This is a genomic window from Bacteroidota bacterium, from assembly GCA_016713765.1.
Lineage (GTDB): Bacteria > Bacteroidota > Bacteroidia > AKYH767-A > 2013-40CM-41-45 > Pollutiaquabacter > Pollutiaquabacter aromativorans.
On sequence record JADJON010000001.1, the window covers coordinates 1,965,025 to 1,985,491 of the forward strand.

The window sequence follows — 20,467 nt, forward strand, 5'->3', positions numbered from 1 at the left end:
TCTGACCGAAACAAATTCCTTAAAAGAAACTTCACTCATGAACCTCGTACTCCTCCAATCCCAACAGAACGGCGCGCTGATGCAGATGCTGTTCCTGGTTGGTATCATTGTCGTTTTCTATTTCTTCATGATCCGTCCGCAGATGCGTAAGCAGAAGACGGAGCAGGAATTCCGGAACTCTTTGCAGAAAGGCGCCAAAGTCGTCACCATCGGGGGCATTCATGGTCGTATCGTGGAAGTAGCTGACCGCACCTTTATGGTAGAGATTGACAACAATGTCCGCGTACGGGTAGAGCGATCAGCCATTTCAGCCGAAGCAACGAAGGCACTCGATCAACCGGCTCCTGCCAAGTGATTTCAAGACCGCCGAAAGGCGGTTTTTTTGTTATTTTACGGGAGTAATTTCCATTCGTGAAAGACCCACAACCCGGAACTTCTGTTCGACCTGGCGCGAACAAGCGGATATCGATCATACTGGCATGTTTCGGTATCGCTACTTTGTTTTGGTTGCTGATCGCCTTGTCACACGATTATGCAGCCACCATTACCTTTCCTGTTCGTTATATCAATCTACCCGATCGAAAGGTCGTCATGAACGAATTACCGGAGAAGGTATCGATCACGCTTCGAACCAGTGGCTTTCGGATTCTTTCGTACGAATTCAGCAGTAAACGTTCACCCATTGAAATCGATGTGGCTTCCAAACTCGGAGGCAAGGGAGGAAGAACGGATGCCCTGGCGCTGGCAACGCGTATGTTTCAACCCGATTTCACCCGGCAACTCGGGACGCAGGTCAGCTTGCAGGCCTATGAACCGGATTCGATCGTGTTCTATTTCAGCGACCAGCAAACCGTGCGATTGCCGGTACAGGTACCCTTGACCATCAAGCTGGCCAGGCAGTTCGACACCACAGGATCGCTATCGATCCGCCCCGATTCTGTCACCGTGACGGGTCCACCCAGTCTGATCCGTCACCTGAAGGGTATCAGCACCCTTCCGCTTGACCTGCGCGATCTCAGGAGTCCGGTCAATACCAAACTTCGGTTACAGGAGAATCGATTGTTGACGTTCAGCGATTCAGTCGTTCATGTCCGACTTCCGGTGGAAGAATTGACCGAAGCGAAGCTGGAGGTTCCGGTGCGCACGATCAATACGCCCGCTACCTATATCCTCAAGACCTTTCCGGACAAGATCAACCTCCGGCTTCAGGTTCCGCTCAGTCATTACCGAGAAGTGCAGGCAGCCGATTTCGATGTGGTGGTCGACGGAGCCCGATTACTGACGGATAAGCCCCAGCGCTTATCCGTCAAGGTGATCTCCGCGCCATCCTGGGCACGATCGATCCTGCCGGAGCCCGGCCAGGTAGACTATATACTGCGAAAGGAATGATGATCGTTGGTGTCACCGGTGGAATCGGCAGCGGTAAGACGACTGTTTGCAAAGTGTTTCGCGCACTGGGCATACCCGTCTATGACGCCGACCAGGCGGCGAAGGAACTCTACGACCGTGACCCGGAGCTGATGCGCTCCGTCCGCGACGCGTTTGGAGATACCATCCTCGATCCGGAAGGGAAACTCGACCGGAAGAAGCTGGCTGAACTGGTATTCGCGGATCCGGAGAAATTACAAGTACTCAACTCGCTGGTACATCCCCGTGTACGGGCGGATTTTCGAAAATGGGTCAAACTTCAGACTCATGCGCCCTATGTCATCCGGGAAGCGGCTATCCTGTTCGAAAGCGGTACCCATAAGGACTGCGATAAGGTGATCACGGTGACAGCTCCTGTCGAGCTACGGATGCAACGTGTAAGACAGCGTGACCAACGATCGGAGGAGGAGATCCGGCGCATGATGGAACGGCAATGGAGTGACGAAGAGAAGATACGTCGTTCCGACGCGGTGCTGGTGAACGATGAGCGCGATCTGCTGGTGCCCCGCATCGTCGCCCTGCATCAGGAGTTCCTGCAACTGGCTCAGCCCAACTTGTCCGCACAATAAAGTCGACGATGAACAGGATCGGAGCATTGCTGGAAAAAAGAAAGGAAGGTTGGTATTGTTTACCCGGCGATTTCTTCCTTGACGCTACCCGGGCTGTTCACCGGGCCGTTGTGTCGCATGCCCACAGCGACCATGCGGCTCCGCACAGCCGCGAAGTCTATTGCACCGCACCAACGCGGGATCTGCTGCTGCAACGATTGCCGACCAACCGAAGCGAGTTCCACATTACGGCTTATGGCGAAACACGCAGTTTTGGACCTGTCAGTGTGACCTTTTTCCCGGCTGGTCATATGCTGGGAAGCGCGCAGGTACTGATGGAATGGGAGGGCGAACGCTATTTGTATACCGGCGATTTCAAATTGCAACCCGACCCGACCTGTGAGCCTTTCACGCTGGTTCCCTGCGATCACCTCATCACCGAGACGACCTTCGCCCAGCCGGAGTATGATCATCCGCATCCGGAAGAGGCCCTGGCGCAGTTGCCGCCACTGACGGATACCGCCGTAGTGGGCGCCTACAGTCTCGGCAAGGCTCAACGCGTCACCCGCCTGATACACGATTATTTCCCCGAGCGGAAAGTGTTCGTCCACCCCGAGATCGTTCGGTTCCACAAGGTGTATGAGTCGCATGGAATTGCCTTAGGGGAGTGGCTGCCGTATCAGCGGACAGAGTTCAGGCGTGAAGCCGGAGCGGTATTGATCCTTCCACCGTCGATCTTTGGACGCTTCGATCGCATGCCGGGCGTCCGTCGGTTATTTGCAACCGGCTGGAAACGCGCCTATATGCGGTGCGACGGCGTGCTACCGGTCAGTGATCACGCTGACTGGAACGATCTGCTGCGGTTGATCAACACCTGTGGCGCGCATACGATTCACACCCTGCACGGCGACGGTATCACGCTGCAACGCTACCTGGAAGGCAGCGGTAAGACCGTACTCATCGCGGAACACCACGCACAACCCGCCCCCTGAAACATGATACCGGTCTTAAGCGCTGAACAAACGCGGATCGCCGACAACTGGACGATCGAGCACGAACCCATTGCCTCGCTCGATCTCATGGAGCGGGCCGCCGCGGCCTGCACCGGATGGATCAGCGCGCATTATGGACGCTCCACCAGATTCAGGATCCTCTGCGGCCCCGGGAATAACGGTGGTGACGGACTCGCCATTGCGCGGCAACTCTATCAGTCCGGTTACGATGTGACTGTGGACCGGGTCTCAGAGCAGGATCGTTATAGCACGGATCACCTCGCGAATTTCCATCGGCTGCAGCCCTTGCTCGGCGCGGACCTGCGGGAGATCAGAGCCGAAGCGGACTTCAGTGGCATCGATCCGGAAGTCGTGCTGATCGATGCGTTATTCGGAAGCGGATTAGAACGGCCCTTAAACGGATTGTTCCGGACCGTTGTGGAACGCATCAACGCATCCTCCGCGGAGATCATATCGATCGACCTTCCTTCCGGTCTGCCGGCAGATGGACTCATGAGTGATCTTGTGGCGGTTCATGCGGATTCAACTTTGTGCTTTCAGACACCCAAGCGGACCTTCTTTTTTCCGGAGACCGGCGAGTATGCCGGACGCTGGATCCTGTTGGATATCGGTGTGCGGACGGATCACTTTCCGCCCGGCAGTATACGGGAATACCTGTTTACCAGGAACGATCTGGTGACGCAGATTGGCCGGCGAAGGCGTTTTGCGCACAAAGGTGATTTCGGACACGGCTTGCTCGTCGCCGGTTCCGACGGAAAGATTGGCGCCGCGATACTCGCATCGCGCGCAGCCTTGCGGACAGGCCTGGGATTACTGACAACGCATGTGCCTGAGGTCGGCATCCTGCCCCTGCAAACCGCGGTGCCCGAAGCGATGGTGAGTCGGGGAGGATCAGCCGGCTTCCTGGAGCGCATCCCGGCGGACTTGAGCCGCTTTGACGCGATCGCGGTCGGTCCGGGACTTGGTACGGAAGCGGAGAGTGTGACCGCGTTCGACGGATTGCTCCGGTCCTGTAAGGTTCCCCTGGTCCTGGATGCGGACGGATTGAATATGCTGACAAAGAACCAGAGCCTGCTGGATCATGTACCTGCCGGCGCTATCCTGACTCCGCATCCCGGAGAATTCGATCGGCTCTTCGGCAGTTGCCCGGATACCCCGCAACGCATTGAGCGTGCAAAAGCGTTCACCGCCACAAGCGGATGTATCCTGATTCTGAAAGGCGGTTGTACGGCAGTGGTTCTTCCTTCGGGCGAAGTTCGCTACAACGCGAACGGAAATCCCGGCATGGCAAAAGGCGGAAGTGGCGATGCTTTAACCGGCGTATTGCTGGCCTTGCTATGCAACGGCATGCAGCCCGAAATCGCGGCCAGCGCTGGTGTGTTCCTGCATGCCGCCGCAGGTGATCTCGCGGCTGAGAAATATGGGGAACGGGGCTTGTTGCCCTCGGACCTCATCAAAGCGCTTCCCGTGGTTCTACGTACCCTCGAAAGCGGCGTATAGCCGGTTAGAAAGTAGGAAGCGTTCCTTTTCCTTCCCGGATCACGACCGGCTCGTTGCCGGTACAATCGATCACAGTCGAAGGTGTCAGTTCGGAATTTCCCCCGTCGATGACCAGGTCAACCTGATCTCCAAGGCGTTCTTCAATCGCGTGCGGATCGGTGGTGTATTCCACCAATTCGTCATCGTCGTGGACGGAAGTCACCAGTACCGGCTGGCCCAGTTCGCGGACCAATGCGCGTGCAATCGTATCGTCCGGTACCCGGATACCGATGGTCTTCTTGTTGGATTTGAAAATAGCGGGGACGTTGCTGTTGGCGTTCAGGATAAACGTGAACGGACCTGGCAATACGCTTTTCATCAGCCTGAATATTTCCGTGTTGAACGGACGCGTGAATTCTGAAATGTTACTGAGATCCTGGCAAATGAAGGAGAAGTTCGCCTTGCCGGGTTTAACCTGTTTCATCCGGGCGATCCGTTCGATCGCCGGTGTGGCATGGATGTCACAAGCCAGGGCGTATACAGTGTCTGTGGGGATCACGATCACGCCACCTTTCCGAACGATCTCCACCGCCTGGGCAAGATGGCGGTCGTTGATGTTTCCGGGGTAGATCGTCAGCGGCATGCAGGAAATCGTACAGCGATCACTTCACACTTTCCGTCTGGAATTTCTTCGCGTCGGCGAGGAATTTCGCAAGACCGATATCCGTCAGCGGATGCTTGAGCAGGTCGAGGATCGCGTTGAGCGGACAAGTCGCGACGTCGGCACCGGCTTCGGCACAGCGGACGATGTGGAGCGGATTACGGATACTGGCCGCGAGTACCTGTGTCGGATAGTCGTACATGCGATAGATGTGCACGATCTGGCTTATCAGTTCGACGCCGTCGTAGTTGATGTCGTCTAACCGACCGAGGAACGGTGATACGTAGGTAGCGCCTGCTTTGGCGGCGAGTAATGCCTGCCCTGCGGAAAAGACCAGGGTGCAATTCGTCTTGATGCCTTTGTTGGAAAAGTAGCGGATGGCCTTGATGCCGTCCTTGATCATCGGGACCTTGACAACGATCTGTGGATGCAGTTTGGCCAGGCGCTCGCCCTCGGAAACGATGCCCGCATAATCGGTGGCGATCACTTCGGCGCTTACGTCACCGGTTACGATGTTGCAGATATCGACATAGTGTTTCAGGATGTTCGCTTCGCCGGTGATCCCTTCCTTGGCCATGAGGGAAGGGTTGGTTGTTACGCCGTCGAGGACGCCGAGGTCCTGTGCTTCACGGATCTGATCGAGATTGGCTGTGTCGATGAAGAATTTCATAAGCGGATGGATGATGGAAGGAGGGAACGTTAGGCGTTGGGTTTTCGCCCGAACCGGAAAAACAGTCGGACGAACGATCGCCCGAAGATACCCGCTGCTCCGGCTCGGCGGAGGGGTGTTGAAATAAAAATACGGGTAAGCTTTCTATATCGCACCGCTCAACCGCGTATCCTTGCTCCGTTCCCGGCCTGGGGAGGTTGGCAGGAGCTGGTCGTATAGGACTTACCCGTGCCGCAAAGGTACAAAATCGTTCGTGAATTCAACATCGGTAGTCGAAAACAGGCGCTCGGGCGCTTTGGCCGATTGGCGGAATTAGAGTAGGTTTGTAGGCCTATTTTCCTTAAAATCAATGGAAACTCCCCGTTCACAGACCAAGCTGGCAATGAATTACGGAGCCTTTTATGGCTTGTCGACCATCATTGTCATGCTCGTTTTTTATTTCGCCGGTTCAAATATGCAATCGAAGTGGCCGCAATGGATCGGCTATCTCTTGCTGATCACGTTCATGGTTTTGGGCATCAAGAGTTTTCGGGATGAGGAAGGCGGAGGATTCATCTCCTTCGGCCGCTCGCTGGGTACGGGTATCCTGATCTCGATTTTCGGATCCATCATCACCGGTGCATTCACGGTGGTACTCTTCACCTTCATAGCTCCGGACATGACCCAGCGGATCCTGGAGATGACACAACAGAATCTCACCGAGCAGGGGATGAGCGAAGAACAGATCAACATGTCCATCGAGTGGGCACGGAAATTCATGACCCCCATGTGGTTGTTCGTTTTCTCCGTCGTTGGTGGCGCTTTCATGGGGCTGCTGTTCGGACTGTTCATCTCGATCTTCCTACGCCGCGAGCAGAACAATCCCTTTCAATCCAACGCCTGATCCGTGGACATCAGTGTAGTCATTCCGCTCTTCAACGAAGAAGAGTCGCTCCCCGAGTTGCACGATTGGATCGTACGGGTCATGGACGCGAACAAGTACAGCTATGAGATCCTGTTCATCGACGACGGTAGCAAGGATCGCTCCTGGGAAGTGATCACCGGCCTTTCGAATCGAAACGCCCATGTGCGGGGGATTCGTTTCCGCAGGAATTATGGCAAGTCCGCAGCCCTCAGTGAAGGCTTCGCCGCCACCCGCGGTGATGTCATCATCACCATGGACGCGGACCTGCAAGACAGTCCCGACGAAATACCGGATCTGTATCGCATGATCCGCGAAGAGGGATTCGATTTGGTTTCGGGCTGGAAGAAGAAGCGGTATGACCCGATCTCCAAGACGATTCCGAGCAAGTTCTTCAACTGGACGACCCGGAAAATGTCGGGTATCGACAACCTGCACGATTTCAACTGTGGATTGAAGTCCTACCGGAAAGAGGTGGTCAAGAGTATTGAAGTGTATGGCGAAATGCACCGGTACATTCCCGTCATCGCACGATGGGCCGGCTTCCGCAAGATCGGGGAGAAGGTGGTCGAGCACCGTTCCCGCAAGTACGGCGTGACCAAATTCGGTTGGGAGCGTTTCATCAACGGGTTCCTTGACCTGCTGTCGATCACCTTCGTCAGCAAATTCGGAAAGCGACCCATGCACCTGTTCGGGTTCCTGGGTACGATCATGTTCCTGATCGGCTTTTTCTCTGCGGCTTATCTGGGTATCAGCAAATTGCTGGCGGTCTATCACAATGTCCCGGCCCGACTGATCACTGATCGTCCATCGTTCTATATCGCGCTCACGGCGATGATCATGGGAACCTTCCTGTTCATGGCGGGTTTTCTGGGCGAGCTCATTTCCCGCAATTCACCGGATCGCAATCGCTACCTCGTCGACCAGCGCATTCAACCCTGACCGATCCCTTGTTCCGACGAAGCCAGACTCGCCATGAACATCGTACTGATCGGTCCCGCATTTCCCCTTCGAGGTGGTATCGCCGATTTTAACGAAGCCCTGGCGAATGCCTTGATCGCAGCGGGTCATACAGTGAGGATCCATTCGTTCTATTTGCAATATCCCAGGCTGTTGTTTCCAGGAAAGTCGCAGTACGCGACTGCCGGAACCACTGGCCCCGCACTTGATATTCGCCCCACTATCGGATCGGTTCATCCCTGGAGTTGGTTCAAGACTGCTCGGCAAGTGATGGAATTCAAGCCCGATCTGGTCATCGTTCGTTACTGGCTACCGTTCATGGGGCCCGCCCTGGGAACCATCGCCCGCAGGTTGCGCAAATGCGGCATCCGTGTGATCGCCATTACCGATAATGTACTGCCGCACGAACAGCGCCCTGGAGACGCAGCCTTGACAAAATATTTCGTCCGTTCCTGCGACGCTTTCGTTGCCATGTCACAGTCGGTATTGGACGACCTCAGCCGGTTCACGGACAATCCCTACCGGGCCTTTCTTCCGCATCCGGTCTACGACATCTTCGGCAAGACGCTTTCGAAATCCGAAGCCCGTCAGCGGTTGGGCTTACCGGAAGACCAACGCCTGGTGTTGTTCTTCGGCTTCATCCGAAAATACAAAGGCCTTGACTACCTGCTGGAGGCCATGGGGGAAGCTGAACTCGCCAGGCTGCAGGTTCATCTGTTGGTTGCCGGGGAGTTTTATGAGCCGGAAGCTCCCTATCTCGACATCGTAAGGAATAATGGCGCGCTCAACCGATGCCGGTTCGACAAGGAGTTCATCCCCAAGGAGCGGGTACGGGAGTATTTCTGTGCGGCCGATTTGGTTGTTCAACCCTATCGCCATGCAACCCAAAGCGGTATTACACAAATTGCTTATCATTTCGGCCGTCCCATGCTGGTTACCCGGGTGGGTGGTTTGGCTGAAATCGTTGAAGACGGAAAAACAGGTTATGTTACGGCTCCCGATGCTTCGTCCATTGCTGCCGCCATTCGTGATTTTTATTCGCATGCACGTGAATCAAGCATGTCGGAGGCCGTCGTTGCCGGACGAAGTCGGTTTGACTGGAACACGTTTGTTATGGGATTGATGAAATTGTATGAAAAGATCCGTTAGCATTTATTGGTTAGTCATTGGCTGGTTACTTTGTTTGCCTGCAATCGCGAAGGGTGGAATGATCACCGGTAAGATCACCGATGAGCACGCGCAGCCGTTGCCGTTCGTCAGTGTTTACCTGGAAGGAACAACCCAAGGGACCACCTCCAACATCGAAGGGGACTATAAACTCGAACTTGCCCCCGGTACATATCGTCTGGTTTACCGCATGATCGGTTACCGGCAACAGGTAGAGGAGATCCGTTTGGGACAGGAGACCGTGCGCAGGGATATCCGGCTCTTGCCGGAATCCTATAAGCTCAAGGAGGTCACGATCAATGCCGCTGCGGAAGACCCCGCGTATGCCATCATCCGGCAAGCGCAGGCGAAGCGGTCGTACTATCAGGATGAAGTCAAGGCATTTCGTTGTGAGAGTTATGTGAAATCGACACAGCGGCTGACATCTTATCCGAAAAGATTCTTTGGACAGCCGGTGGATATCGGTCCACTGGTGGATTCCGCCAGCGGGATCATGTACCTCAGCGAGTCGGTATCGAAGATCGCCTATCGGCAGCCCGGCGGAGTCAAGGAGGAGATGTTGTCGAGTATCGTGAGTGGTGACCCGCGCGCGTACAGTTTCAACCGGGGCGCGGATTTACAGCGGATCAATTTTTACTCGGCCTTGCTGGATTTCGGGGGCCTGGTCCCGCGCGGAATCGTGTCGCCGATCGCCCCTTCGGCGATGCTCTTCTATCGCTTCAAACTGGAAGGCACATTCGTGGAGAACGGGCAACTGATCAACAAGATCAGTGTCATCCCGCGCAGGCCGAACGATCCTGTATTTACCGGAGACATTTTCATTGTGGAGAACAGTTGGCGTATTCATTCTGCCGACCTGTACATCACCAGGGCGCAGCAGATGGAGTTCGTGGATACATTCCGGGTCAGGCAGAACTATTTACCCATTGGACAAGACCTGTGGATGCCGTTTAACAATACCATCAATTTCTCCTTTTCCTTTCTGGGCTTTGTGGGGCGCGGACAGATCCTCGGTATCTTTTCCAATTACCAGCTCCAACCGGAGTTTGCGGAGAAGGAGTTCAACAACGAAGTCCTGAAAGTCAATGCCGATGCGAACAAGAAGGATTCGGTTTATTGGGCCGGTACGCGCCCGGTTCCGCTGACGGATGACGAGCGGCACGATTATGTACGGCGCGACAGTGTCCGGCAGGTGGTGGAATCAAAACCCTATCTCGATTCCATTGACCGGAAGAACAACAAATTCAAGTTCAATTCGATTCTGACTTCCTACACGCATAGCAATTCCTGGAAGCACCGTTCCTGGTCCATTCATTCACCAGTCGAGTCGATCTCATTCAATACCGTGGAAGGATGGAATGGAACACTGCGCGCGACGATCAGTAAGGAGAAAAGTAGAGACGATGCCCGGGAGTGGAAGTTGGAAGGAAATCTCCGCTACGGACTTTCCAATACGCATTGGAACCCGTCAATTCATTTCTACAATCTCTATAATACCAAATCACAATCCAGTATCCATGTTTATGGAGGAAGTGAAGTGTTGCAGTTCAATCGGAACAATCCGATCACGCCGCTCACCAACGCCCTGTATTCGCTCTATGCCCGGAAGAATTACATGAAGATCTTCCAGCAGCAATACCTGCGGTTGGAGCACCGTTCCGAACTCACCAATGGCTTTGCGGCCGGGGTATTCCTGGAGTACGCGCATCGGGAACCCCTCCGGAATACCACTGATTACGCCTTTAAGGTTGCGGGAAAGGAACGGAAGTATACTTCCAATGATCCGCTGAACCCCGTTACGGACGAAAACGCTTTTCCTGCTAACGATCTGCTGGAAGTGACGCTCCGGACCCGGTTCATTTTCGGCCAACAATTCATTACGCGACCGGAGGGTAAGTACATCATCGGTTCCGACTTGCCAATCCTTCGCCTCCAGTATCGGAAGGCGATACCGCTGGATGACTTGAGTCCCGACTTCGACGAATGGCGTGCCAGCCTGGAAGACGATATGCGATTCGGCCTGTTGGGTCGATTTGAATACCTCGTGGCGGTCGGAGACTTTTTAAACAGCAAGCGCCTCTATCTGATGGACGCCCGGCATTTCAATGGAAACAAAACCTGGTTTTCTCCATTCCGGATCAGCGATTTCATGAACCTGGAGTACTATGCGTTCAGTACCACCGGATTTTACGTGGAAGGCCATGCCGAGCACCATTTCGGAGGCTTTCTGCTGAATAAGATCCCCTTGATCCGAAAGCTGAAGCTCAACGAAGTTGCCAGTTTCCATTACCTGCACAACGACCTTGTTGATCAATATGTAGAACTGGGGCTGGGCGTGGAAAAGCTCAACCTGTTCCGCTTCCAGGTTTATACGTCCATCGCGGAAGGGAAGCGGGGAAATTTTGGTGTCGTGGTCGGCATCCGAAAGCCCATCCGGTAACTTGGTCGTCCCGTGAAATTCCTTTTCTTTGCGCCGCAATAGCTTGTATATGTCAAAACCCATCCGGTATCTACGTAAGAGCAATAAGAACAAGAAGCGTGTAAAAACACTCGCAACCTTTCTACGCGGTTTATCACGAAGAAAGCTGCGCGGGCTTGATGGTCTGGCCATGGCCCTGCATAAGGAGGCTTTCAAGAAGATCGACTGCCTGGATTGCGCGCATTGCTGCAAGGTCATGACGCCGACCTTCAAACCTGCCGACATCAAGCGCATCTCCAAGCACCTGGGTATGACCTACCAGGAGTACCAGGGCAAGTATCTCTACAAGGATGAAACCGGCGACTGGATGAACACCAAAACCCCTTGCCAACATCTTCGCAAGGATAACAAGTGTGCCATCTATCCGGTGCGTCCGAAAGATTGCAGTGAATTTCCGCATACCCAGAACCGGGAATTCAAGGCCTATATCGCCTCCACGCACATTCAGAATATCGAATACTGTCCGGCAACACTACATGTGGTAGAGCGAATGCATCAGCTCATCATCGAGCAGGGAAAGAAGAATCTCTCCGCTGCCGACGTTAAAGTAAAGCAAGCGGTGCCGGTCGGTTATCCTTACTGATCACCAACCCGATACGAATTTCACGACGCGGCGCTTGCCATGTTGGGACACTTCCAACAGGTAGGCGCCGCTGGTTTTCGGGGCTGGCAGCCTGACCAGTTGCATTCCCCGGGGAAGTCCCTGCATGGAAGACTGATCGATCAGGCGACCTTGCAGATCGAATATCCTGAATTGAACTGTTCCTGTGGTACCCAGGCCGAGTCGGAGTAAAAGTTCATCGCGTACCGGGTTGCCCATCAGTGCAAGCTGGAAGCCCGGTTGCTGCAAAGTTGGATCAATGCCAACAGGTAAGGCTCCAAGACTGACCCGGTAAACACCGTTCCCGTGCGTGAAGGCGAGCAGGCTGTTGTCGGCCGTTGATTTTTTCAGGTCGAATACCATGGCACCGTCGGGTAATCCCTGATTGAACGCATCCCAAGTGCTTCCCGCGTCAGTTGATACGAAAACTCCGAGGTCCGAGCCCGCATAGAGCGTATCCGGATGGTCGATGTCGGGCTGTATGCAATGGAAGGGCACATCGGGTAAGGTCGTACTGATGTCGGTCCAGTTCGCTCCTCCATCCGAAGAGCGGAAGAGGTGGCCCGAACCGAATCCGGAGAAAGCAACATAGACGATGCGGCTGTCGCGGGGGTCCACATCGATATCGCGGGGATATCGATTAGGGAGCCCGGCTGAAACATTCAGCATATTCACCCCTCCATCATCGCTTCGCCAAACGCCACTCGGCAGTACATCCGTGGGGGCGGTGGTGACGTACACCACATCCGGGTCGGTGGATGAAACAGCGATCGCGAGTGAAACGGCATCGGCGTTGATCGGCCGGTTACCCGGAGCATAGAATGAGAAACCGGCATCGTCGGACCGGAAAAGCGTATCAGCCCCGGCATACAGGACATTTGTATTCGAAGGGGCGATGACAAATGGAGCGACGAAGGCAGCCGTGTTACCACCGTAGGCGCTTGCAGGTTTGGATATGATCTGCTCGTTATACGAAAAGCCCTGGTCGTATGATTTGAATACATTCAGGAACTGAAGCGAAGCATATTGGATGAAGTCGTTATCGGGATCGACCGCGTTGAAACTGCCGTCACCACCCACCACCGGTTGCCAATATCCACCGCCAAGCGACCGGATCGTATTGTTGTCCTGCAAGCCGCATTGCACCGCGGTAGGGTCTTGCAGGGATACTGATCCGATGTAGGCTTGTGTGGTCACATAACCACTGTTACAATCCTCGAAGGTTTCGCCGAAGTCGCCGCTGCGGTACAAGCCGCCGTCGGTCAGGATATAGACTTTCTGCGGCTCAAGCGGATTGGAATGGATGCCATGAAGGTCCGGGTGGATGTCATATGTATTGTTGACTAACTGCGGGAAGTCGCCGGCGAGGTCGGAACGATACAGCCAGACGCCGCCGAAGAGGATCGCGTTCGTATCGGCTGCGTTAAAACACAAGCCGGTCGAATACCAACCCTGGTAAGAAAGGATCTCTGTCAAGCCGGCAATGCTGTTCCACGTATTGCCTTTATCATAGGAACGGAAAATTCCGACAGTTTCATACAAGCTTCCCACCACCGCGATGAGGGAGCGATGATTCAGCGGGTTGATCCGAAGCTGGATCCTGCCCGAAGTGGTATCGGGCGGTAGTCCGTTGCTCAGCCGAAGCCAGGTATCTCCACCGTCGGTGCTGCGATAGATGCCGTGTGACGGACTGCCGGCGTTACCGACCGCTGCGTAGACGGTGTTGGTATCGACCGGGTCCAACGCGAGGTCCATCACCATCAATTCGTTCAGGACTGGTTGCCAGGATGCACCGGCATCTCTGGATCGGAAAACTCCTTCGGTCGTGGCAGCATATACCGTTGCGGGTTGCAACGGATTTATTCGAATTTCCCAAACACCGCGTGTTTGTTGGTAAAGCCAGTTGAGGGAATGCGTCCAGGTTGATCCGCCGTCAACGCTTTTCAGGATACCGATGCCGTTGCTACCGCGCGCCGGGCGATAAACGAAGCCGTGGGTGGTCGAGCCGTAGGAATAGGTCTCTCCGGTGCCGATGTACATCTCCAACCGGTTCTGTGGATTGATGGCGATCGTTGATACGCCGCGGACCGGAAAGCCGGTTGGGATGTAGGTCCAGGCATTCTGACCCCGCCCACCGCTTGTCGATTTCCAAAGTCCACCCGAGGCGGCACCCAACCAGATCACGCTTGTATCGACCGGGTCGATGGCAAAGCCGCTGGTCCTGCCACCGATGTTGGTTGGTCCTTCGGAAACCCAATCCGCCACCTGAGTGATGCGAAAATTTCTCCCGGAATAGTTTTCGCGGTAGAATTGATAAGCCTTGGCAAAGGCGTCCGGTGGGATATCAGCGTTAGGATAGGCGGCGCTGTTTCCCAGAAATTGGAGCGCATGCCAGGCCATGCTGAACGATTCCTTTTCGTCTTCTTGTCTTGTATGCAATCGATCGGACGGACTCAAAAACAGCCAGGTCGCGAGGGCAAGCAAGCCAAGGGAAGCGATTCGGTAGAGTGGGATACGCATCGGTAAGGGTTTCTGCAATTCAAAGATAAAAACCAGGGTTGGGTAACTTGCAGGTATTCATTAACTTTCCGATTCAAACCTCAAAGATTACTCTCTCTGCATGAAGAAAGTGATACTCTTGTGCAGCAGCCTGCTGCTGATTTCGGCCGTTTTTGCCCAGGAGCCATCCCAGCGCGTAAAGGCGGGCTTCGGTACTAAAGTTACCCAGGTGAAACCGGAATACCCCGGCGGTCCGGATAGCCTCACATCCTTTCTGACCAATAACCTCGCGTACCCGGCCCAGGCGAAGACGGAGCGGATCCAGGGCAGAGTTTACATCGCGTTCCTAATCGATCGAAATGGGAAACTGCAGAACGTCCGCCTGTTGAGCGGGGTTCATCCACTGCTTGATGAAGAAGCCTTGCGTGTCGTGCGCAGTATGCCGGACTGGAAGCCCGGTACCGTGGCCGGTAAGCCGACCGATGTGCAGTACATTCTTCCCATCGATTTCATTATCCCAAAGCCTGAAAGCAAGGACTGAAATTTGTTCCAATAAAAAAGGTCTCGTTTGCCCAGGCAAACGAGACCTTTTTTATTACTGCTAACGTTAGCGGCTTATCGTTCGATGATCATTTTTTTCACGATACGCTCGTTGCCGTTGGTGAGTTCTACGAAATAAATTCCTTTCGAGAAGTCGGCAACATCGATCGAGAATTTGTTGTCGCCCTGTTCGACAGCGAGGTTGAGCTGACGGGCTACTTTGCCGACCATATCCATGACGCGTACGCTCACCACTTCGTTGACACCGGAATTGAAGGTCAGGTTGACCTGGTCTTTTGCCGGGTTCGGGAAGAGTACGAAATCATTGAAATTGGCCACAGGCTCCAACTGGTCCTCGGCGCTGTCGCCCAGACGGAAGGCCGTACTGCCGACATTCACACGCAGGTTATAGCAAACGGTGGTGCTATTAGCGCCATTGTATCCGTAAACCTGGATGTAATAAGTAGCGGCAGTGGTCGTGTTGCGAATGATCTGTTCGCTGGTGGTGCTGCCGTTCTGCGAGATCGCCAATTGCGTACCCGAACTGTTGTAAAGACGGATATCGAAATCGGCCGGCAGGTTGGTAAGATTAATGCGGATGTAAGTGTTCGGGCTCGTCGTGGTGAACTTGAAATAATCTTTGTCCGTTGTCGAGCTGATCTGTCCGGTGATATCGGTATTGGTCGAGATCGTTTTAGCCGTGCTGATGGTATTGTTGGATTCCCAGATGTCGGTGCAGCCGCTGGTTGCCTGCGTGGTGAACGTAGCGATCGAAGAATAAGAACCACTTACGCCACTGCAGACCGCTTGAACCTGATACTGGTAGGTCGTATTGGCGGTGAGTCCGGTGAGTGATCGCGAGTTCGTGGTGCTCGTCACGGTAGTCCAGGTGGTGGTACCGTTCACACGGTATTGGACATTGTAGCTGGAAGCTCCGCTTACGGCACCCCAGCTAACGGTAGCTGAAGTGGTGGTGACCGACGAAGAAGTCAGGCTGGCTGGCGTGCCGCAGGTGGTAGCCGTTGCCGTTGTGAAGGTGCTGATGCTCGAATAGGTGCCCGATGTACCGGAGCAAACCGCTTGAATCTGGTACTGATAAGTGGTATTAGCGGAAAGGCCGGTGAGTGAGCGCGAGTTGGTCGTGCTGGTTACGGTGGTCCAGGTGGTGGTACCGTTTACACGGTATTGAACGTTATAGCTCGAAGCGCCGCTTACCGCTGCCCAACTTACCGTTGCACTGGTAGTCGTAATGGAAGAGGAAGCAAGTCCGGAAGGCGTGCCGCAGCTACCGCCACCCGAAGGAGGGGTACAACCGAGTGAGGTAAGCAGGCTCACACGAGCTCCGCCGGTAGCAAACAAGGCATTCATGCGGGACGATTGGCCGGCGGTGAACATGTTCATACAGGCGTCGTCCGTGTAGTCCATGTAATTCATGAACATGATACCGGGAGAGGTACTGGTGCAAGCATCGGTAGAAGGATAGGAGGGACAGCCGTATTTCTCGCTGGCCTGGTTTGGCGTATCGCTGACCTGATCAGAACCTGAACAGCCAGAACCGTCATCACCCCAGATGTGGCGCAGGTTGAGCCAGTGACCAACTTCATGGGTAGCTGTACGACCCAGGTTGTAAGGCGAAGCAGTGCCAGGGCTGGCTACGCTACCTACGGATGAGTAGAGGAGCACCACACCGTCGGTTGCTGCGGCACTTCCCGGGAATTGAGCATAGCCAAGAACTCCGCCGCTCAGGTTACACACCCAGATGTTCAGGTAGCTGGAGGAACTCCATGCATCCAAACCACCATTTGCGTACCGCTTCACGTTGTCGTTGGTCGAGAAGGAGGTCACCGTTGTCTGGCGGCGCTCAATACCGGTGGTAGCATTGCCGTTCGGGTCGCGCTGTGCCAGGCAGAACTGAATGCCCGTATTGGCTGCAACACCCTGAAAAGCCGCCGGCGTGCTGGATGCGTCCGCATTCAGGCGGGCATAGTCCAGGTTAAGCTGGTTGAGCTGGGCGATGCACTTCGCGTCCGTAATATTTTGCGCGGTGGTATTGTACACAATGTGGAATACAACCGGGATCGTGATGACCGATTCCGCTTGGTTGTTGTGAGCGTGGGTGCGCACGTATTCGGCAGTCTGATTCTCGACCGCCTGCATTCGCGCGGCCATCCCGGGGTCAGACGCCAGTTGCTGATTCAGGAGATCTATCGTGCCGCAGATACGATGGGGTGTGTTTTGGGCAAACGCGCCAAAAGACATCCATGCACCCATGAACAGGGCGAGTAGTGTTTTCTTCATGCTCTTTAAGCTGATTTGGTTGTTAAGCAGGTCAATTTTAACGAATAAAAGGGTGGGAAAAATGAAAATCCCCGCCTGTTTATCACAAATGCGGGGATTTTCGGTGATTTACCCGAAAAGGGCGGTGATTATTCACTGGCGAACTTATATCCGACCCCGCGTACAGAGAAGAAGAATTTCGGGTCTTTGGGGTCCTTTTCGAAGTATTTCCGGAATGCCAGGATGAAATTGTCTACCGTACGGGTAGACGGGTAGATATCATAACCCCAGACCGTCTCCAGAATCTGTTCACGGGAAACGACTTCGTTTCTGCGTTCGATGAGCAGTTTCAGGAGAGCGATCTCCTTTTTTGTCAGCCTGGTTTTCGTGCCGTCTTTGGTAATGATATCGTAGGTTTTGAAGTTCACCTCGTTCCCACCAAAACGGAAGACCTCGGTCATTTCCTTTTTCTCTTCCTGCGTCAGGCTCCGTTTGACCAATACCTGTACCCGCAGCAGGAATTCTTCGAGGTTGAAGGGCTTGGTCATGTAGTCGTCTGCTCCCCGTTTCAACCCGGTGATTTTATCTTCCGCAGCGTTTTTCGCTGAGAGAAAGAGTATGGGAACGGTCGAATTCGTGAGCCGAATCGATTCACAAACGGCAAATCCGTCGAGTTCCGGGAGCATGACGTCGAGAACGACCAGGTTGAATCGTTCTTGCCGGAAGACCCTTACGGCTTCCGTACCATTCGTGGCCGCAACGACCTTATAGCCCTCCAACTCCAGGTTGAGTTTAATGGCCTCCAGGAGGTGCTCCTCGTCTTCGACTAGCAGGATTCGGATCGGTTGCATGGGTCGTGTAAAGGTAGAAAACGACCGTGAATGGGTGCTGAGGGGTTGGGCGTTTAACATATCCGAAACTAAAGGCTTTTACCGTGGTTAGTGTCAGGGAAGATTCATTTTCCCGCATCCTGACTGACGGCGGTCAGTCGGTGATGCGGAGCCGGAAGCTTACCTTTGCACCACTATGTAAAGTTCCATTGCCGCTTACCTCGAACAACACCCCGTAGCCAGCCCGCTGAAATCAATCGCGGAAAAAGTATTGCGTGGCGAAAGGATTTCCAACGAAGAAGGGTTGTGCCTGTACGATTCCGGGGAGCTGGGTTTTCTCGGCGCCCTGGCCAATCATGTTCGGGAGCAAAAGAATGGTAACACCACTTTTTTCAACCGCAACTTTCACATCGAGCCGACCAATATCTGCGTATTCTCCTGTAACTTTTGTTCTTATTCACGCCTGCTCAAGCACAAGGAAGAAGGTTGGGAGCTCAGCATCGAACAGATGATGGATATCGTGCGGGGATACGACGGACAACCGGTAACGGAGGTGCACATCGTCGGCGGGGTTCATCCGCGCATGGATCTCGATTTCTTTTGTGAGTTGCTCTCCCGCATACGCGCACATCGTCCCGACCTTCACATCAAAGGATTTACAGCCGTTGAACTGGACTATATGTTCCGAAAGGCAAAGATTAGTGTGGAGGAGGGATTGAGGAAAATGCAGGCAGCCGGTTTGCAGTCACTCCCGGGAGGCGGCGCCGAGATCTTCGATGAATCCGTACGGGCAGAGATTTGTGGCGACAAATGTTCCTCCGACGAATGGTTACTGATCCATCGTACCGCTCATCGGCTGGGTATGCATAGCAATGCGACCATGTTATACGGCCATATCGAATCGTTTGCCAACCGGATCGACCACATGGACCGGTTGCGCCGCCTGCAGGATGAAACCGGCGGGTTCAACACCTTCATTCCGCTGAAGTTCCGGAACAAGGACAACGACATGGCGCATGTCCCTGAGGTGAACGTAACGGAAGATCTCCGCAACTATGCCATCGCCCGCATCTTCCTGGATAATTTCAATCATGTGAAGGCTTACTGGCCGATGATCGGTCGCCAGACGGCGCAGTTGTCGCAATCCTTCGGCGTAGATGATCTGGACGGAACGATCGACGATACCACGAAGATCTATTCCATGGCCGGCGCGGAAGAACAATCGCCCGCGTTGACAACCGAACAACTGGTCCAATTGATCCGACAGAGTGGAAGAACACCGGTAGAGCGTGACACGCTCTATAAGGTGGTGAAGTCGTTCGGAGAAGCGCCCGTTATCGTCTAAGGTTCGGTGCCCGGGGCGCTTACGATTCTTTTTCAGCGGAGTACTTTCTCCACTTGTCCAGCAATCGAACAAAGTCTTCAGGAAGGGGACTTTCGAAAAATACCCGTTGACCTGTTCTCGGGTGAAGAAAGCCCAGCGTAGCCGCGTGCAAGGCGTGTCGCGGCAGCAGGTCGAAGCAGTTCATGACGAATTGCTTGTACTTGGAAAAGCTGGTGCCTTTCAGAATTTTATCGCCCCCGTAACTCTCGTCATTGAAAAGCGGATGTCCGATGTACTTCATGTGCGCCCGGATTTGATGCGTGCGCCCGGTTTCCAGCTTGCATTCGACCAGCGTGACGTATCCGAATCGTTCCACCACGGAATAGTGTGTGACGGCATGCTTGCCATGGCTGCCATCGGGGAAAACATCCATGACCTTTCGGTCTTTGAGGCTTCGTCCGATGTTGCCGGTGATGGTACCGGTGGGTTCCTTGGGTTCACCCCAGACCAATGCCAGGTATTTACGATCGATCGTTCGTTCAAAGAATTCTTTCGCCAGGGTGACGAGCGCCCGTTCGGAACGTGCGATGACCATCAGACCCGATGTATTCTTGTCGATGCGATGTACCAGTCCGGGCCGATGCAATTGATCGGGGAAATGGGGGAGATGCTCGAAATGATAGACCAGCGCGTTCATCAACGTTCCGGTCCAGTTGCCGACTCCCGGATGGACCACCATACCCGCTGCCTTATCGAGGATGATCACGTCTTCGTCTTCGAACACGATGTTGAGCGGAATATTTTCGGGAACCAGTTCAAATTCCCTGACCGGCTCCGGTAAGACTACCTGGACCTGGTCCAGCGGTTTTACCTTATAACTCGGCTTGGTTTCCTTTCCATTAACCAGGATGCACCCGGCATCGCAGGCTTGCTGGATCTTATTCCGCGATGCACCGGTAAGCCGGTTCATCAGGTATTTGTCAACACGCAAGGGCGCCTGACCTTTATCGACGACGAATCGATGGTGCTCGTAGAGTTCGTCGTGATCGGCGGCTTCGAGGTCGATCGGTTCCATATGATGCCCCAAGGG

At 54.2% G+C, this 20,467-nt stretch carries 18 protein-coding genes and 1 other RNA gene; 12 read left to right on the forward strand and 7 right to left on the reverse strand.

What is annotated here, in order from left to right:
- Window positions 1-37 precede the first annotated feature (37 nt).
- From yajC to IPJ96_07515, 5 genes are read left to right on the forward strand one after another with little or no spacing between them, the layout of a single operon-like run.
- Window positions 38-355: a preprotein translocase subunit YajC gene (gene yajC / locus IPJ96_07495; GenBank protein MBK7910194.1), complete on the forward strand. Its 318-nt coding sequence runs from the start codon at window positions 38-40 to the stop codon at window positions 353-355.
- 56 nt (window positions 356-411) lie between these two features.
- On the forward strand, window positions 412-1,389 hold the full coding sequence (locus tag IPJ96_07500; GenBank protein ID MBK7910195.1) for a YbbR-like domain-containing protein: 978 nt from the start codon (window positions 412-414) through the stop codon (window positions 1,387-1,389).
- Window positions 1,386-1,997, forward strand: a complete 612-nt coding sequence (locus IPJ96_07505; protein ID MBK7910196.1) for a dephospho-CoA kinase — start codon at window positions 1,386-1,388, stop codon at window positions 1,995-1,997. The genes IPJ96_07500 and IPJ96_07505 overlap by 4 nt, the downstream gene beginning before the upstream one ends.
- An 8-nt stretch (window positions 1,998-2,005) precedes the next feature.
- The gene (locus IPJ96_07510; protein MBK7910197.1) at window positions 2,006-2,968 is read left to right on the forward strand and encodes an exonuclease; all 963 of its coding nucleotides are present in this window, start codon (window positions 2,006-2,008) and stop codon (window positions 2,966-2,968) included.
- 3 nt (window positions 2,969-2,971) lie between these two features.
- Window positions 2,972-4,489, forward strand: coding sequence for an NAD(P)H-hydrate dehydratase (locus IPJ96_07515; protein MBK7910198.1), 1,518 nt, complete (start codon window positions 2,972-2,974; stop codon window positions 4,487-4,489).
- 4 nt (window positions 4,490-4,493) lie between these two features.
- Here the strand turns inward: IPJ96_07515 and IPJ96_07520 are convergent, their stop codons facing one another.
- The 3 genes from IPJ96_07520 to ffs all read right to left on the reverse strand — a co-directional run bounded on the left by IPJ96_07520 (window position 4,494) and on the right by ffs (window position 6,027).
- Window positions 4,494-5,111 (reverse strand): threonylcarbamoyl-AMP synthase, encoded by a 618-nt coding sequence (locus tag IPJ96_07520; GenBank protein MBK7910199.1) that lies wholly within the window; start codon window positions 5,109-5,111, stop codon window positions 4,494-4,496.
- A gap of 19 nt (window positions 5,112-5,130) precedes the next feature.
- A complete protein-coding gene (fsa, locus tag IPJ96_07525; GenBank protein ID MBK7910200.1) occupies window positions 5,131-5,799 on the reverse strand; it encodes a fructose-6-phosphate aldolase in 669 nt (222 codons plus the stop codon).
- Between the two features lie 130 nt (window positions 5,800-5,929).
- An RNA gene (ffs, locus tag IPJ96_07530) (signal recognition particle sRNA small type) lies at window positions 5,930-6,027 on the reverse strand.
- Window positions 6,028-6,148: 121 nt separating this feature from the next.
- Here ffs and IPJ96_07535 point away from each other — a divergent pair.
- From IPJ96_07535 to IPJ96_07555, 5 genes are read left to right on the forward strand one after another with little or no spacing between them, the layout of a single operon-like run.
- Entirely contained in the window at window positions 6,149-6,682 is a 534-nt protein-coding gene (locus IPJ96_07535; GenBank protein MBK7910201.1) for a DUF4199 domain-containing protein, read from the forward strand.
- 3 nt (window positions 6,683-6,685) lie between these two features.
- The gene (locus IPJ96_07540) at window positions 6,686-7,642 is read left to right on the forward strand and encodes a glycosyltransferase family 2 protein (protein MBK7910202.1); all 957 of its coding nucleotides are present in this window, start codon (window positions 6,686-6,688) and stop codon (window positions 7,640-7,642) included.
- A 33-nt stretch (window positions 7,643-7,675) separates the two neighbouring features.
- Window positions 7,676-8,809 carry a glycosyltransferase gene (locus IPJ96_07545; protein ID MBK7910203.1) on the forward strand — a complete coding sequence of 378 codons (1,134 nt, stop codon included), beginning with the start codon at window positions 7,676-7,678 and terminating at the stop codon, window positions 8,807-8,809.
- The gene (locus IPJ96_07550; protein ID MBK7910204.1) at window positions 8,793-11,267 is read left to right on the forward strand and encodes a carboxypeptidase-like regulatory domain-containing protein; all 2,475 of its coding nucleotides are present in this window, start codon (window positions 8,793-8,795) and stop codon (window positions 11,265-11,267) included. The genes IPJ96_07545 and IPJ96_07550 overlap by 17 nt, the downstream gene beginning before the upstream one ends.
- A gap of 49 nt (window positions 11,268-11,316) precedes the next feature.
- A complete protein-coding gene (locus tag IPJ96_07555) occupies window positions 11,317-11,889 on the forward strand; it encodes a YkgJ family cysteine cluster protein (GenBank protein ID MBK7910205.1) in 573 nt (190 codons plus the stop codon).
- On the opposite strand, the gene IPJ96_07560 is transcribed toward IPJ96_07555, so the two are convergent.
- Window positions 11,890-14,427, reverse strand: coding sequence for a T9SS type A sorting domain-containing protein (locus IPJ96_07560; GenBank protein MBK7910206.1), 2,538 nt, complete (start codon window positions 14,425-14,427; stop codon window positions 11,890-11,892).
- Between the two features lie 100 nt (window positions 14,428-14,527).
- Here IPJ96_07560 and IPJ96_07565 point away from each other — a divergent pair, with 100 nt between their 5' ends.
- Window positions 14,528-14,947 carry an energy transducer TonB gene (locus tag IPJ96_07565; GenBank protein ID MBK7910207.1) on the forward strand — a complete coding sequence of 140 codons (420 nt, stop codon included), beginning with the start codon at window positions 14,528-14,530 and terminating at the stop codon, window positions 14,945-14,947.
- Between the two features lie 74 nt (window positions 14,948-15,021).
- Here IPJ96_07565 and IPJ96_07570 read toward each other — a convergent pair whose 3' ends face one another.
- A complete protein-coding gene (locus IPJ96_07570) occupies window positions 15,022-17,244 on the reverse strand; it encodes a fibronectin type III domain-containing protein (GenBank protein ID MBK7910208.1) in 2,223 nt (740 codons plus the stop codon).
- Window positions 17,245-17,372: 128 nt separating this feature from the next.
- Window positions 17,373-18,074, reverse strand: coding sequence for a response regulator transcription factor (locus IPJ96_07575; GenBank protein MBK7910209.1), 702 nt, complete (start codon window positions 18,072-18,074; stop codon window positions 17,373-17,375).
- Between the two features lie 187 nt (window positions 18,075-18,261).
- Between IPJ96_07575 and mqnE the strand changes: the two genes are divergently transcribed.
- Entirely contained in the window at window positions 18,262-19,398 is a 1,137-nt protein-coding gene (gene mqnE, locus IPJ96_07580) for an aminofutalosine synthase MqnE (protein ID MBK7910210.1), read from the forward strand.
- A gap of 19 nt (window positions 19,399-19,417) precedes the next feature.
- Here the strand turns inward: mqnE and IPJ96_07585 are convergent, their stop codons facing one another.
- A complete protein-coding gene (locus tag IPJ96_07585; protein ID MBK7910211.1) occupies window positions 19,418-20,452 on the reverse strand; it encodes an RluA family pseudouridine synthase in 1,035 nt (344 codons plus the stop codon).
- Window positions 20,453-20,467: the final 15 nt, after the last annotated feature.

Excerpts from the sequence above, each read along its gene's own strand:
- yajC (MBK7910194.1), top strand. The coding sequence starts at position 38 with ATGAACCTCGTACTCCTCCAATCCCAACAGAACGGCGCGCTGATGCAG.
- IPJ96_07505 (MBK7910196.1), top strand. The coding sequence starts at position 1,386 with ATGATGATCGTTGGTGTCACCGGTGGAATCGGCAGCGGTAAGACGACT.
- IPJ96_07510 (MBK7910197.1), top strand. The coding sequence starts at position 2,006 with ATGAACAGGATCGGAGCATTGCTGGAAAAAAGAAAGGAAGGTTGGTAT.
- IPJ96_07515 (MBK7910198.1), top strand. The coding sequence starts at position 2,972 with ATGATACCGGTCTTAAGCGCTGAACAAACGCGGATCGCCGACAACTGG.
- IPJ96_07520 (MBK7910199.1), bottom strand. The coding sequence starts at position 5,111 with ATGCCGCTGACGATCTACCCCGGAAACATCAACGACCGCCATCTTGCC.
- fsa (MBK7910200.1), bottom strand. The coding sequence starts at position 5,799 with ATGAAATTCTTCATCGACACAGCCAATCTCGATCAGATCCGTGAAGCA.
- IPJ96_07535 (MBK7910201.1), top strand. The coding sequence starts at position 6,149 with ATGGAAACTCCCCGTTCACAGACCAAGCTGGCAATGAATTACGGAGCC.
- IPJ96_07545 (MBK7910203.1), top strand. The coding sequence starts at position 7,676 with ATGAACATCGTACTGATCGGTCCCGCATTTCCCCTTCGAGGTGGTATC.
- IPJ96_07550 (MBK7910204.1), top strand. The coding sequence starts at position 8,793 with ATGAAAAGATCCGTTAGCATTTATTGGTTAGTCATTGGCTGGTTACTT.
- IPJ96_07555 (MBK7910205.1), top strand. The coding sequence starts at position 11,317 with ATGTCAAAACCCATCCGGTATCTACGTAAGAGCAATAAGAACAAGAAG.
- IPJ96_07560 (MBK7910206.1), bottom strand. The coding sequence starts at position 14,427 with ATGCGTATCCCACTCTACCGAATCGCTTCCCTTGGCTTGCTTGCCCTC.
- IPJ96_07565 (MBK7910207.1), top strand. The coding sequence starts at position 14,528 with ATGAAGAAAGTGATACTCTTGTGCAGCAGCCTGCTGCTGATTTCGGCC.
- IPJ96_07570 (MBK7910208.1), bottom strand. The coding sequence starts at position 17,244 with ATGAAGAAAACACTACTCGCCCTGTTCATGGGTGCATGGATGTCTTTT.
- IPJ96_07575 (MBK7910209.1), bottom strand. The coding sequence starts at position 18,074 with ATGCAACCGATCCGAATCCTGCTAGTCGAAGACGAGGAGCACCTCCTG.
- IPJ96_07585 (MBK7910211.1), bottom strand. The coding sequence starts at position 20,452 with ATGGAACCGATCGACCTCGAAGCCGCCGATCACGACGAACTCTACGAG.